Below are 13,289 nucleotides of genomic sequence, written 5' to 3'. Positions count from 1 at the left end.
CCCCACACCCCACCACCCTAGTCAAGCTCTGCTATTCGATCTGGATAGAGTTGGGGGAATCGATGGGAGGGGTGGAACTCCCCGGGGTAATAGTTTGACGGTATTGACTATAAAGACGATCACGCCAGACAAAAAAGCCCTCGTAGGCGCTATTATCAGCTAACCCCGGAATCCCCTTGCCTTGCAATTCCGGGGGTAAGTTGAGATAGGAACCCTGGGGAAACTTAAGCAGTACACTTAATCCCGCCACAGCTAAATCGGCTAAAGTGGGCTGATCCCCGACTAAATAGGGACGATTGGCTAAAATGAGGTTTAAAGCCTCTAAGTCCTGTTGTAGCCCTTTTTTAGCCGTATTGATAGCATCTTTTCCCAGACCTACACCCGTCCCAAAAATATCAATTAATTCCCCCGGCAAGGAACCCAGCAACAAGCGCATAAAATCGGGAGTTTCCCGGGGTAAAAAGGCGGTACGAAAGTTTTGATTTTGGGCAAAAGCGCCGAGAAAAGCGGTTCTTCCTTTTAATCCCAGGGATTCATCGGCCCATTCTTCGATTAATAAACATTGACCCCGTTGGAGGGGATCTGTAGGGATAATTGGTTTTTCAGGATACTTGCGATCGAGATAAAAAGCAATCTCCGTCGAGTCAGCGATATAAGTGTCACCATCCTTGAGGACCGGGACCTGGCGCTGTCCGGAAAGACGGAATAATTCCAATTGTCCCACCCCTGGCACCACGTCCCTTTTTTTATAGGCAAGACCTTTATAGTCGAGGATGAGACGGACTTTCTCACAATAGGCAGATAATTCAAATTGGTAGAGTTCTAGCATAGGATAATATAGCCTCTCGATAAATCAGTTTCTCCCTGATTACTCTAACCCTATCGGGCATCAATCGCCTAAACCTAAAGACTTTACTCCGATTTTACTCAAACATTTGTGGTTCTTCGGTTTGTGTTATGCAATGGACGGGGGTTATAAGAGATGAAACCCTTATAGAAACAGACATTACCCCAACTTTTGTCAATTGTTTTTTATCTAGAGCGAACTCATCAATTAAGTCTCTTGCCAGATAAGGATTTAGTCGATTTATGCCCCCCTATCGAACCATACCAAGTAACGAAGAAGCAGATGTTTTAAATTCATACCACACCCAGGAGTTTGAATGGTCTAATTGTAGTCGCTCAAATTCAATCTGTAAACTTTTAGAGGGAGGAAATTAAGAATTCTGCTACATTAATGAATATTCTAGACGAGAGACAAAAAAATGACCCTCGATCGAGTGATCGTCGGTTGGCGAGAATGGCTCGATTTACCCGATTTAGGCATTACCAAAATTAAGGCCAAGATTGATACAGGCGCTCGCTCCTCGGCCCTACACGCTTTTCATCTGCATCCTTTTCGAGATGGCGATCGCAATTGGCTGCGCTTTCAAGTTCATCCCTACCAAAAAGATAGTCACCACACTGTCACCACCACCGCAGAAATCCTCGAATGGCGACAGGTAAAAAATTCCGGTGGTCAAAGTCAACTCCGTCCTGTTATCAGAACAAGTGTATTACTTGGCGGTCGTCAATGGCCGATCGAATTAACCTTGACTAATCGCGATGTCATGGGGTTTCGGATGTTATTAGGACGAGAGGCCCTAAAAAAAGGCTTTCTTGTCCATCCGAATAGGTCTTTTTTACTGAGTTAAGTTATATTTAAAGCCGTCAGTTTTGAATCAGTTATCAGTTATCAGTTATCAGATGTGAGTTTTTAGTTCACTGTTTTCTGTTTACTGTTTACTAAAAAGGCTCCACTACTTCCCGATCTCCTATACCTTTTAAACAAGATTTAGTATTAGATGCCCATAATATTGATTCTCTCTCAGATTCTTGAGGAATGCCTCTCGACATTCTTAATAATTTCAGGTGTATTATTATCTATCTAAATTCTTGGAGCTTGTTGCTGTATGATTATGATGACTGCCCCCGCTTTTCATCTGAACTATGCCTATTCCCGATTTTCAATCGATTATGTTGCCCCTATTAAAAATACTTGCAGATGGCAAAGTTTATAAATATCGAGAAATTATTGAAGCCTTGGTCAGAGAGTTTCAAGTCACAGAAGCGGAAAGAAAAGAAATGCTTCCCAGTGGACAACAAGAAATTTTTTCTAATCGAGTCGGTTGGGCAAAAACCTATTTAAAGAAAGCGGGATTAATTGACTCACCCCAAAGGGCAACTTTTGTAATTTCCGAGAAAGGAAAAGAAATCTTATCTCAAAATCCTGCTCGAATTGATGCCAAATTTCTAAGACAGTTTCCCGAATTTCAAGAATTCAATCGAGTCAATAAGCAAAATGAAACTATTACTCTTGAAAGCAATTTATCAACTTCTGATCAAGAACAAAATCCCGAGGAATTACTAGAAAACTCCTATCAAGAAATTCGTCAAGCATTAGCAACAGACTTACTTTCTATTCTGCGAAAATTATCCCCAGATGATTTTGAAAAATTAGTAGTAGAATTACTGGTAAAAATGGGTTATGGTGGCTCGATTAGAGATGCAGGTAAAGCAGTGGGTAAGAGCGGGTATCAAGGGATTGATGGGATAATAAAAGAAGATAGACTCGGTTTAGATATAATCTATATTCAAGCCAAAAGATGGGCTGATAATAATGCCGTTGGTTGTCCAGAAATCCAGAAATTTGTCGGGGCATTAGCGGGACAAGGAGCCAAAAAAGGTATTTTTATCACCACTTCCTATTTTACCCAAGAGGCTTTAGAATATGCCCCCAGAAATGAGATAAAAATAGTGCTGATTGATGGGGAAGAATTAGGTCAATTGATGATTGATTATAACTTAGGTGTATCGACAAAAGAAATCTATGAAATCAAGAGAATTGATCATGATTATTTTGGGGATGAATGAGAGAGAGAGGGGGACAAGGGTTACAGAAAACGACGATGGCGTTAAAATAGATGGAAAAAATAGAGGATAAAAACTATGGACGGGATGACCTTTTTTCAGAAAAGTGCGGGACAGTGGAAATCTCAGCGCACCACCCATCATTTACCCTTTCGACGCGCAGAAACTGGCGATTCCGAGATTTATGTGGAAGCTTTAAGCGCCGATAACCCGAAAATTATCGCTATTTGTGAAATGCACGAAGTCGATCCCGCTAAGACTGTGGGGGGTGCCTTTGTCAGTTGGGATGGTTCGATGCAGTGGGACAAAGAAGACGAAAATCATCAAGGAACCACCGTTTTTGCGCTAATTCCCGATGAAGATAATCCCCAAGCTGGTGTTCTCCTGCGGGAGCGAGGTTATGCGGAAATCATTCCCGTGGCGGGCCGTTATCACATTGATGAACAGGAAGGTTTAGTCTTAATTACAGAATACGAAACTATGACCTCGATCGAGCGTTTTTGGTTTGCCGATGCCGATTTACGTCTCCGCACTAGCACAGTTCAACGTTTTGGCGGTTTTAATACGGCCACTTTTTGTGCTGAATCCCGCAATCAGTCATCGGAGTCAGTCTCTAGTGATTCCCCCGAACCATCATCCTATTCGATTAGTGGCTGGTAAATTCAGTTAAGTAGCTGGTTATAATTAAATTAAAAATGGATTTTAGGTTCGATCCCCCCTGCCCCCCTTGATAAGGGGGGTGTCTGACAACTTTTAACGCCTACCTACTTATCAGTTATCAGTTATCAGTCGAACGCTTTTTTCGGCGTTGTCAAATTGAAAGATGATCCGAATCAGCTTGGAACTGAAATTACTTTGATAGCAAGGATTGCATGGCATCTTTCCTATTCTGATCTGACAACGCCCTTTTTTCTCCCCTCTCCCTGCTCCGGCGCTCCCTGCTCCGGCGCTCCCCAACACCCCGGATGGTAGGCAAGTTTTCTTAACAATTGTAAGAATTTTTAATATTTCTTTTCTAGTTGGCACCTACTCCCTTATCATTAGGAGGAAAGTTTTTTAAGCATTTCTAAGGATACGGAGGTTTACCCTTGGCCATTCCTCTTTTAAATTACGCCCCCAAGTCCCAAAACGTGCGGGTAGCTGGTTATGATGTCGGTGGAGACGAAAAACCGAAAGTTTACACGACAGAAAATGTCCTCTCCCCTACCGACCTGGACGATTTAATCGAAGCCGCTTACCGTCAGATTTTCTTCCATGCCTTCAAATGGGATCGGGAACCCTTCCTCGAATCCCAATTACGCAATGGACAATTATCGGTGCGGGATTTCATTCGTGGTTTACTGTTATCGAAAACCTTCTATAACAGCTTCTACGAGAAAAACAGCAACTATCGCTTTGTCGAACAGGTAGTACAAAGAGTTCTCGGTCGCGATGTCTATAGCGAAAGAGAAAAAATTGCTTGGTCGATTGTCGTTGCCACCAAAGGTATTCAAGGTTTTGTTGATCAACTTCTCAACAGTGACGAGTATCTGCAAAGCTTTGGTTATGATACCGTTCCCTACCAACGTCGTCGCACCCTAGCCAGCCGCGACATCGGTGAACGTCCATTCAACATCACCTCGCCTCGCTACGATGGCTACTATCGTGGTATTTTGGGCTTCCCCCAAATCGTTTGGCAGAATGCTGTCCGTCGCTATGTTCCCCAAGAGCAAAAACCCAAAGCTGGCGATCCTTCCAGCTTCTTGGCTATGGCCCGGGGTCTCGGTAGCGCCAAAGGCAATCCTGTACCAAGAGTCTCCGCTATGAATATTAACATCGAGGCTTCTGTACCCCGTCGTTAATTTTTAGCTAAATCTGCTGGGGAGAGTCCCTAATTGGCAGAATGACCCGCGAACCATAATCAGGTTATTTTGTGAATTGGTGGCTCTCCCTATGGGGTGGCTCCTGAGATAATCCCCCCACCGAGGACGATTTCCCCTTCATAAATCACGGCTGCCTGGCCCGGAGTGATACTAAATTGTGGTTCATCAAAAACCAGTTTCACTTGCTCATTTTCTAGGGGAATAACATTGACGGGAACGGCCGGAGAACGATAACGTACCTGTACTTGAGCGCGGATAGGGGTGGTGGGTTCAGCAATAGAAACCCAGTTCATCCTTCCGACAAGACAAGCGGCACTAACGGCACTTTCGCGATTACCGACGATAACCCGATTCATGACGGGATCGAGTTTTACCACATAGAGGGGTTCGGCGGCGGCGATGCCGATGCCTTTGCGTTGTCCGATCGTATAATGATGGATACCGCTATGTTTACCCAAAACTTTGCCATCGAGATCGACGATATCGCCCTCACTAACAGCGATATACTTATCCAAGAACGATCGCATCGTTCCGTGAGCTTCAATCAAGCACAAATCCTGACTATCGGGTTTATCTGCCGTTTTTAAGCCAAATTCCTGGGCAATTCTGCGGGTTTCTGCCTTGGTTTGTTCTCCCAAGGGAAATAAAGTCCCACGCAGTACATCTTGAGTTAGATCATAGAGAAAATAGGATTGATCTTTATTTTTATCGACGGCGCGCAGCAGTTGATAACGGTTATTTTCAGGAGAAAAACGAATTCTAGCGTAGTGACCAGTGGCAATAGTGTCCGTTTGCAAGGTTTCCCTGGCATAATGCAGCATCGGGCTAAATTTTACCGCTTTATTGCACTGAGAACAGGGCAGCGGTGTGATTCCCGCTTCGTAACCGGAAACTAGATAATCAATAATTTCTTTTTGGAAAAGCTCGCGACTATCGACGATATGATGGGGAACCCCCAACTGCTCACAAATAAAGGCCGCATCTACCATTCCCTCGGAGCAGCATTGACCTTTACCCTTCATTAACCACAGGGTCAAGCCAATAACATCATAACCTTGAGCGTGTAAGGCGGCAGCGGCAACAGAGCTATCTACTCCCCCTGATAGACCGACAACAACTTTTCCCATAAATCTTGTAATGATTTTTAACCAATATACTTTCTAGACTAGCATCTCCTACTTTAAAATTTGGACATGGTGTACCCAAATTTCGTGTGAGGACAAACCAGCATGATGAGAACAAACCTACTGTTTTTCTCGGCTCTATTTTGGTTAAAAGTCGGGATAATCGCTCAAGGAACGCTGCTGCTAAAAGCAAACTTATCTTTTGCCCAGAATCTTTATCCCGGTCGTCGTTTGCCCCCACCGCCGGCGGTGAGACAACCAACTAAACGTTCAGACAGTCCCAGTGCTGTTAATTGTTCCCAATGTTCACCCTTAAATTTACCCCTCGTTAATTCTCCATCAGTTCGCCCCCCGGTGGCGGACCCAGTTTCCGGTAATCAACCCCTGAGAGAATACGTTTTTCAAGCTCCCGCTACCGTGCGGCCCGCCGATGCTACGGTGGTTAATAATCATAATCGTCAAACTGTCAATCCACCAGCACCCAGACCTCAAAATCGCGCCAATAAACCCCCCGCACCACAGCAGCGGGTTATTGCCGCTAATCAACTCTTTCGGGTTGAAGTTCAGAGTAATAGTACAGAAGCGTTGGCAAAAATTCAAGAAATTGAACCCCTCGCATTTATCCGCGCGGGAGAAAATGTTATTCAAGTGGGGTTATTTCAGCAACAATACCAAGCTAAACAACGGGTACAAGATTTAACTAAACAGGGTTTTAGCGCTCAGATTATTACCCTCAATAATTAGGGTATGCGGCAAAAAGTCTGTTGGTGGGGTGTAGGGTGTGGGGTGTAGGGTGTGGGGTTTTATTCCCCCCCGTTCACTCCAATGGCTGACACTTTTTGATATCAAAAAAGTCTAAAATTTTTATCCAACAAGGTTTTTAGATTTATTCAGCAAACCCTAATTATGCAATAATTCTCTAGAATTTCAGCTAATCTCGATCGAATCTCTTGCCTCTTGCCTATCCTAACCAAAAAGTTAATTTTACCCTATTAAGTAGTCGGACATAAATTCTGTTGTCTATCTTAAGAAATGTAAATTGCCGCAATTCTTACTGACGACCGGCTCCTGACAACCGGCTACTGACTCCTTACCCCACAGTTAACTTTACTTTTGTCCAACTACTTACTTAGCACATAGAGTTAATTTTGTCAAGCAAAATTCTGACCGCATCGATGATCACATCCGGTTGATCCATCCAGACAAAATGACTACTTTTATCTGCTTGTATTTGCAGAAAATCTCCGGATAACTTGCCTAATTCCAGGTGCATCTCCTCCCGGAGTCGGTTGGCACTTTTAAGGGGAATAAACCGAGTCCAAAGGGAAGGTTTAAAAAAAGAATTAGCTTTAATACTAACTATCGGTAAATTACCGAAATTGTTAGCCTCACTTACCTGACGAGCGCTTTGGTCGAGATTAAGCATTTCTCTACTCATCGTCATCCAGTGTTTAGCGCGACAGAAAGAACGCTTAACTCGATGACAAGAATCTGGGGAAAAGCGACGCAATTCTGGTTTTAATAATTCAAAAACTCCCAGAACTCTCATAACTCTTATAATGCCTAAAATTGAGCCAATAATCGACATCAAAAATCCAGAGATGAAAAATAATTTTAATGCCTTTAATGCTGGCGACATTTTCAGCATTCCTTTCTCGTGTAAACCATCGGTGAGTACCAAACCTACTACTTTTTCTGGGAACAGATGAGCATACAGTCGAACATTATAACTGCCAAAAGAATCACCAATTAAAATATAAGGCGGTTCTATTTGTGCTTGGGTTAGTAATTTATCTAATTCCTGAACAATTTGGTAGCTAGTCCGGGGATAAGGACTAGAATCGCTCCAACCATAACCCGCTCGATCATAAATACAAACCCTAGCTAATTGTGACAATTCTTCTAGCAAAAAATATCCCTCAATTCCCCCTAAACTATGGTCAATAATAATAGTGGGACTAGCCTCTCCCGCTAGACAAAAATGTAGGCGATATTTACCCAGATTAATCAAATTACCCGGCGGTGCTTTTTGTTCTTCTAACCAAACAGATATCGCCTGATAAACTGTCGTCGCTACTAGGAGAATTACTCGAATTGATAAAGACATAACTACACCTCTTGTAAAAATAAAAAATTCTCTTGGTTGCTGGAGAATTAACCATGAATAATCATCAATTAAATGGTGGGCTCTTCTAGGTTCTGTGTGATAAGTTTAATTGACATAGGATCGATCGATCTTTGTGTCCTTTGTGTCTTTGTGGTTCGTTCCACCCCCTCGCTCTTGAGAAATGTATTTTAGAATACATTTTACCCACCAAACCTGGGAGAGCCAATGGTGAGCAGCAGCAGTGATTAAAAGAGAGCGCCAGTATTGCAGCCAAAATATAATACAAATGAACGCTTGACACGATGATTTTGAGCCAAGTATTTCTAGTCAATTGAGCATAAATACTTAAAATCCCCTCAAGTGCGAGCTGCTACGCAGTGCCTTCGGCATCGCATTTACCTAAGAAAAAGCGCTTAATAAGTTGTTAAATTTCGAGAACAACATTAGCAGTATGCTGAAAATTGGCGAAAACCATTAAGATCATAGACCGAGTTTAATCTTATGCTAGAGAAAATACTATACGCTGATTCCGGCGCAGGTCAAACCCAAGAAATGCTACAAGCATTGATGGATCTCCCCGCTATCCGGAAAGCGTCGATTACCATTCTCCGGGTTGTTCCCCCTCAGATTACCACCGAAGCTCTGGCCAGTAAATGGGAAGAAGGGACCCAAATGCTGACTAAAATCCTGCAAGAAGTCAAAATTGAACCGAGCAAAGTCTCCACGATTCTGCGTCAAGGAGATCCCAAAGATACCGTCTGTCAAGTTGCCGATGAAATCGGCGCTGATTTGATCCTGATGGGTTCCCGAGGACTAAAGCGACTGGAGGCAATTCTAGAAAATTCCGTCAGTCAATACGTCTTTCAACTGACTAATCACCCGATGTTATTGGTAAAAGACGATATTTACGTCAAAAAAATCAAAAAGGTGATGGTAGCTCTCGATAAGTCTAGCTCGGCTGATTTAGCTCTCGATCTGGCTATTTATCTCCTGCGGGATTATCCTTCAGCAGAGTTAATTCTGGCCCGCGTCAACCCCGACTTAAAACCGGAATTTGCCCCCACTTCCCCCAAAGAAATGGAAGAAAACCCGATTATAGGGCCGGCAGTGGCAAAAGCGAAACGGATGAATATACCCTATCGCTGCGTGGTGACGGGGGGTAAACCGGGAGAACAACTCTGTAAACTCGTCGATGATTATAATGTGGATCTCTTACTGTTGGGTTCGCCCGATCGCCGTCCTTCCGTGGCTAAGAGTTTACCAGATCTCGATCGCCTTCTCGGTACTTCCCTCTCGGATTATGTGCGGGTTAATGTCAATTGTCCCGTCCTTTTAGCCAGAAAAGAAGGGATTTAGCCCCTATTGGGTGTAGGCAGGTAAGTCTTGACTCATTTGATTTAAGTTGCTGGCAATGGCTTTCATCGTCATAAAAGCCGAGCTAAAGGCGATTAGCTCATTTAAGGGATAACTTCGACTCTCAACCCGCAAACTCAGTAATTGCTTCTCAAGAGATTCAATTTCTTGGATGAGCAATCCTAACTTTGGTGGGTTGAGAATTACCTGGGCAGCGATCGCAGTTTGTTGTGCGATCGCTAAAATCATCAGCCATTTTTACTTTTTTGGTGAGGACGGTGGGCAGACGTTTGGAGCGTTTTGCCCGTAAATATGCACCGATATTACCCAGTTCAATTTTCAGAACTTCTCGATAAAGGAAAAGGATGGCGTTGAGGGCTTGGTTTTGGGTGGCGACGGCAACGTTTTTATCAACGGCAAGATGGCTCAAAAAGGCTCTAATTTCTTCACCCCCCATTTCACGAGGATGTTTTTTCTGATGGAAGAGCAGATAACGCTTAATCCAGTCCAGATATGTTTGTTCGGTGCGGTAGGAGTAATGCGGTAGGGCGGATCGTCTCTCGCTCTACGTCTAGGGGTTTTCGGGGTGGGGGAGGGTTCATCACAGAGTAAGCTAATCGGCATAACACGCTTATCGTAATATTATACGGAAAACTTCTTGCGATCGCTCTATTTGAGCGTAATATACGGAAAGATTCTTTAAAAAGTGCGTATTTAGCGTGATATACGGAAAATTTCCGCATAATATATAGTTGGGCAGTGGCTTGTGTGGTTGAGGTCATTCATGTATAGGCGAAATTTTCTGAAGATATTTGGTTTAACGCTGATGGGATCTGCCCATAGCGCCTGTAGTGAAAAATCGCAAGGAGATATAGCAACATCCAGTAAGAAGCGTGTTGTGGTGATTGGTGCTGGGTTGTCTGGTCTTGCTGCTGCACAGGAATTGCATAGGCAAGGGAATGAAGTTGTTGTTGTTGAAGCTCGCGATCGAATCGGTGGGCGAATTTGGACGAGTTCTAAGTGGACTGATATGCCCTTGGATTTTGGAGCCACCTGGATACATGGAACTGAGGGCAATCCGTTAACGGATTTGGCTGACCAAATCAATGCGAAACGGCTAACAACGAGTTACGACAGGGCAGTAACATATAATACCTCTGGGCAACTACTCTCTAACGCAGAAGAGGTTCGCTTAGAAAAAACTAGGAATAAAGTATTTGGGGAGCTGAAGAAGGCTCAGAACGAAGATCCAGATATTTCGCTTCGACAAGCGATTGAACCGTTGATCCGTCAATTTGACAAATCTTCAGAGTCATACCGCTTCATCAACTTTATTCTGAGTGGTGAGATTGAACATGAGTATTCGGGAAGTGCTGAAAGACTCTCCGCTCATTGGTATGACAGTGATAAAAAATTTAATGGTAATGATGACTTGTTCGTTCAAGGATTTAGAGTTATTCCAGAGTTTCTAGGCCAGGGGTTACGGATCGAACTAGGTCAGGTGGTAAAAGAAATTCAATGGCACCAATCGCCCATTCGGGTGATTACACAAAACACCGAGTTTCTAGCCGATCATGTTATCGTCACTCTGCCGCTAGGAGTTTTGCAGGCTGGAAAGGTGCGTTTCACCCCCGAATTACCCCAGGACAAGCAGACTGCGATCGCCAAACTGGGCATGGGTACCCTGAATAAATGCTATCTTCGATTTCCTGATGTTTTTTGGTCTGCTGATGTTGATTGGTTAGAGTATATTTCGGCAAGTCATGGGGAGTGGACAGAGTGGGTGAGCTTCAATCGAGCAGCCAATATGCCCATATTGCTAGGATTTAATGCTGCCGATCGGGGAAGAGCGATTGAAACATGGGCGGATGAACAAATCGTGGCGAGTGCCATGCAAACCTTAAGGACGATCTATGGAGTCAGTATCCCCGAGCCTATTGACTATCAAATTACTCGTTGGGCAAGCGATCCGTTTTCGTTGGGTTCATATTCCTATAATCCTGTTGGTGCAGTGCCCAAGATGCGCCAAGAACTTGCTGCACCACTCGAAAAGTCCGTGTTTTTCGCGGGCGAAGCATCTAATGAGGACTATTTTGGGACTGCTCATGGTGCATATTTATCTGGTTTGCGTGCAGCCCAAGAAATCCTGGAAATATAATCTGGTTTTGCCCAACAACGCCCATGCACGCCGACCGCCAAGAGTCGATCGGGATAATGCAAAAGGTATCTGCGGCGGGTGATGGGCAACGTTAGAAGTGCGATGCCAAAGGCACTGCGTAGCAGCACGCCGATCTTGTAGGGTGCGTTAATGAAATGTAACGGTGCGATTCGTTTCTAGGGGAATAAATAGCCTAGAGTAGCCTGTAGGTTGAACTTCGGCCGTGAGCTTTTGCCGAACGGTTGACGCAAGGAAACCCAACCATATCAAGTTTGCTGTGAGGTTCCGCTGTTGCTACAATTTGATCCCACATCCATAATTCTATCAAGCTAAAATGGAGTGCTATCTAGAAGGAACTTATGATGAAATACAAAATTGTCCTTTATCGTTCTGAAGAAGGAATTACTGTTGGCGTTCCTGCGCTCCCCGGTTGTTGGTCCGAGGGAGATACTGAGGAAGAGGCATTAACCAATATCCAAGATGCAATTCGTGAGTATCTTGCAGCCTTAGAAGAACGCTTGCAAGATGGGGAAATTCGTGAAATTGAAATGCAGGTGTAACTATGCCTAGAATTCCTGGCGTAAATCACCTAGATGCAGTACGAGCCTTGGAGAAGGTAGGCTTTCGGATCATTCGCCAAGGCAAACATATCATCTTGAGTGATGGGGTGCGTCAAGTTGCTCTTCCAAGGCACAATCCAATTAAGGCATTTACAATGGGTGGAATTGTTCAAGATGCTGGTTTGACAGTCGCAGAATTTCGTAAACTATTATGAGTGCGATGCCAAAGGCACTGCGTAGCAGATCGCCTCGCCCGTAGGTTGGGCTTCCTTGCGTCAACCCAACAAACTCATCACGATTTGACAATTAGTTTTAGTGCGATCGCTGATCGCCGTAGGCTGGGTTGACGGCAGGAAACCCAGCATTGCTTTTCTCTATCAACACTAACCAAAAGCGCGATCCCACCCAAAACACATCGACCCTTATTAGAAGCGGATAATTTCGATCGTGCATCGCGATCGTTGAAAACAGACATCAAATTCTCGAAAAAAGTTCGTTTGCCCAAGAATTAAGGGTATCTGAGAGGTTTTTGCCCAAGCAAAGGCTAGACGAACAGGTTCCAAATTCCCAATTTGAACATACACAAATAACCCTCGTGCTTCAACCCTTGCAAGATTTCCGGCCAATGGCAAGCGGACAGTTTGTTCCTCCCAAATTGCACCCAATTGCAGCCCGATGTCGTAAGGTAATAGATTGACCGTAGATCCGGTATCCAGCAGGGCATTCGCAGAAACAGAAAGGCCTGCATGACTCAGAGTGATGGGAATCGTGGGTAATGCTTCATCGTCGGAAAGGGGAAATTCGACTGTACTAGGCATGGGTAGATGCCTCTCGGTCATCCTGAATCATATGCATCAGAATATTGGCGGCTTCCGTGGCATCGTAGGGCGACCAAATCGGATACTCTGATGCGGAAAAGATAACCTGTAGTTCAGCATCCGGGATTTGTGCAGCTAGGAGTTTGAAGAGTGATAATTTGTCTGTCTGGCTCAGATTGTTGACCAGAAGAATTAACTCAGTGAGTGACATGGCTTAAACTTCTAGATATGCGAGAATAAATTGATCATCGAAAATTTTGGGTCTGAAACCCCGTCGTTCTACGACGGCTTTACTGTTAAATATTAGCACATTTACGAAATATATGCTAAAATGTGAGGTATGGAAAAAGCCTATTCTTACCGATTTTACCCCACACCCGAACAAGAGTCGCTATTG

General features: G+C 44.1%; 18 protein-coding genes. 10 read left to right on the top strand and 8 right to left on the bottom strand.

Annotated features, from left to right (window positions below):
• Positions 1 to 31: 31 nt before the first annotated feature.
• Positions 32 to 829 (bottom strand): glutathione S-transferase, encoded by a 798-nt coding sequence (locus PN470_RS00550; protein ID WP_271935141.1) that lies wholly within the window; start codon positions 827 to 829, stop codon positions 32 to 34.
• A 436-nt stretch (positions 830 to 1,265) separates the two neighbouring features.
• Here PN470_RS00550 and PN470_RS00545 point away from each other — a divergent pair, with 436 nt between their 5' ends.
• The 4 genes from PN470_RS00545 (at position 1,266) to PN470_RS00530 (ending at position 4,751) form a co-directional block, all read left to right on the top strand.
• A complete protein-coding gene (locus PN470_RS00545) occupies positions 1,266 to 1,694 on the top strand; it encodes an ATP-dependent zinc protease family protein (protein WP_002737273.1) in 429 nt (142 codons plus the stop codon).
• A 295-nt stretch (positions 1,695 to 1,989) separates the two neighbouring features.
• The gene (locus PN470_RS00540; protein WP_272103341.1) at positions 1,990 to 2,913 is read left to right on the top strand and encodes a restriction endonuclease; all 924 of its coding nucleotides are present in this window, start codon (positions 1,990 to 1,992) and stop codon (positions 2,911 to 2,913) included.
• A gap of 75 nt (positions 2,914 to 2,988) precedes the next feature.
• Positions 2,989 to 3,570 (top strand): phycobiliprotein lyase, encoded by a 582-nt coding sequence (locus PN470_RS00535; RefSeq protein WP_024969812.1) that lies wholly within the window; start codon positions 2,989 to 2,991, stop codon positions 3,568 to 3,570.
• A 428-nt stretch (positions 3,571 to 3,998) separates the two neighbouring features.
• Positions 3,999 to 4,751 carry a phycobilisome rod-core linker polypeptide gene (locus tag PN470_RS00530; protein WP_016515545.1) on the top strand — a complete coding sequence of 251 codons (753 nt, stop codon included), beginning with the start codon at positions 3,999 to 4,001 and terminating at the stop codon, positions 4,749 to 4,751.
• A gap of 89 nt (positions 4,752 to 4,840) precedes the next feature.
• On the opposite strand, the gene mnmA is transcribed toward PN470_RS00530, so the two are convergent.
• Positions 4,841 to 5,899, bottom strand: a complete 1,059-nt coding sequence (gene mnmA, locus PN470_RS00525; RefSeq protein ID WP_272103339.1) for a tRNA 2-thiouridine(34) synthase MnmA — start codon at positions 5,897 to 5,899, stop codon at positions 4,841 to 4,843.
• 102 nt (positions 5,900 to 6,001) lie between these two features.
• Between mnmA and PN470_RS00520 the strand changes: the two genes are divergently transcribed.
• The gene (locus PN470_RS00520) at positions 6,002 to 6,640 is read left to right on the top strand and encodes a hypothetical protein (RefSeq protein ID WP_272103337.1); all 639 of its coding nucleotides are present in this window, start codon (positions 6,002 to 6,004) and stop codon (positions 6,638 to 6,640) included.
• A 385-nt stretch (positions 6,641 to 7,025) separates the two neighbouring features.
• Here PN470_RS00520 and PN470_RS00515 read toward each other — a convergent pair whose 3' ends face one another.
• Complete coding sequence (locus PN470_RS00515) at positions 7,026 to 8,003, bottom strand: alpha/beta fold hydrolase (RefSeq protein ID WP_271935133.1); 978 nt, start codon at positions 8,001 to 8,003, stop codon at positions 7,026 to 7,028.
• A gap of 501 nt (positions 8,004 to 8,504) precedes the next feature.
• Between PN470_RS00515 and PN470_RS00510 the strand changes: the two genes are divergently transcribed.
• Complete coding sequence (locus tag PN470_RS00510) at positions 8,505 to 9,359, top strand: universal stress protein (RefSeq protein ID WP_008201218.1); 855 nt, start codon at positions 8,505 to 8,507, stop codon at positions 9,357 to 9,359.
• A 3-nt stretch (positions 9,360 to 9,362) separates the two neighbouring features.
• On the opposite strand, the gene PN470_RS00505 is transcribed toward PN470_RS00510, so the two are convergent.
• Genes PN470_RS00505 through PN470_RS00495 form a run of 3 tightly spaced genes read right to left on the bottom strand, consistent with a single transcriptional unit; the run spans position 9,363 to position 9,980 of the window.
• Positions 9,363 to 9,605, bottom strand: coding sequence for a hypothetical protein (locus tag PN470_RS00505; protein ID WP_016515549.1), 243 nt, complete (start codon positions 9,603 to 9,605; stop codon positions 9,363 to 9,365).
• Positions 9,517 to 9,846, bottom strand: coding sequence for a site-specific integrase (locus tag PN470_RS00500; RefSeq protein ID WP_272103343.1), 330 nt, complete (start codon positions 9,844 to 9,846; stop codon positions 9,517 to 9,519). The genes PN470_RS00505 and PN470_RS00500 overlap by 89 nt, the downstream gene beginning before the upstream one ends.
• Positions 9,783 to 9,980, bottom strand: a complete 198-nt coding sequence (locus tag PN470_RS00495; protein ID WP_103112286.1) for a hypothetical protein — start codon at positions 9,978 to 9,980, stop codon at positions 9,783 to 9,785. The genes PN470_RS00500 and PN470_RS00495 overlap by 64 nt, the downstream gene beginning before the upstream one ends.
• A gap of 160 nt (positions 9,981 to 10,140) precedes the next feature.
• Between PN470_RS00495 and PN470_RS00490 the strand changes: the two genes are divergently transcribed.
• The 3 genes from PN470_RS00490 to PN470_RS00480 all read left to right on the top strand — a co-directional run bounded on the left by PN470_RS00490 (position 10,141) and on the right by PN470_RS00480 (position 12,289).
• On the top strand, positions 10,141 to 11,514 hold the full coding sequence (locus tag PN470_RS00490) for a flavin monoamine oxidase family protein (RefSeq protein ID WP_272103333.1): 1,374 nt from the start codon (positions 10,141 to 10,143) through the stop codon (positions 11,512 to 11,514).
• Positions 11,515 to 11,876: 362 nt separating this feature from the next.
• Complete coding sequence (locus tag PN470_RS00485) at positions 11,877 to 12,074, top strand: type II toxin-antitoxin system HicB family antitoxin (protein WP_002738180.1); 198 nt, start codon at positions 11,877 to 11,879, stop codon at positions 12,072 to 12,074.
• 2 nt (positions 12,075 to 12,076) lie between these two features.
• Positions 12,077 to 12,289, top strand: coding sequence for a type II toxin-antitoxin system HicA family toxin (locus PN470_RS00480; RefSeq protein WP_002791471.1), 213 nt, complete (start codon positions 12,077 to 12,079; stop codon positions 12,287 to 12,289).
• Positions 12,290 to 12,499: 210 nt separating this feature from the next.
• Here the strand turns inward: PN470_RS00480 and PN470_RS00475 are convergent, their stop codons facing one another.
• Positions 12,500 to 12,892 carry an aspartyl protease family protein gene (locus PN470_RS00475; protein ID WP_079209787.1) on the bottom strand — a complete coding sequence of 131 codons (393 nt, stop codon included), beginning with the start codon at positions 12,890 to 12,892 and terminating at the stop codon, positions 12,500 to 12,502.
• Positions 12,885 to 13,103, bottom strand: a complete 219-nt coding sequence (locus tag PN470_RS00470) for a hypothetical protein (protein ID WP_002753442.1) — start codon at positions 13,101 to 13,103, stop codon at positions 12,885 to 12,887. The genes PN470_RS00475 and PN470_RS00470 overlap by 8 nt, the downstream gene beginning before the upstream one ends.
• Before the next feature lie 129 nt (positions 13,104 to 13,232).
• On the opposite strand from PN470_RS00470, the gene PN470_RS22290 reads away from it, so the two are divergent.
• Positions 13,233 to 13,289: helix-turn-helix domain-containing protein (locus PN470_RS22290; protein WP_190357389.1), on the top strand; the 57-nt coding region annotated here is incomplete at its 3' end.

Source organism: Microcystis sp. CS-574, from assembly GCF_028329095.1.
Taxonomy (GTDB): domain Bacteria; phylum Cyanobacteriota; class Cyanobacteriia; order Cyanobacteriales; family Microcystaceae; genus Microcystis; species Microcystis ichthyoblabe_A.
The sequence above is the reverse complement of the archived record's forward strand: the minus strand, read 5'-3'. Positions and strand labels throughout refer to the sequence as shown.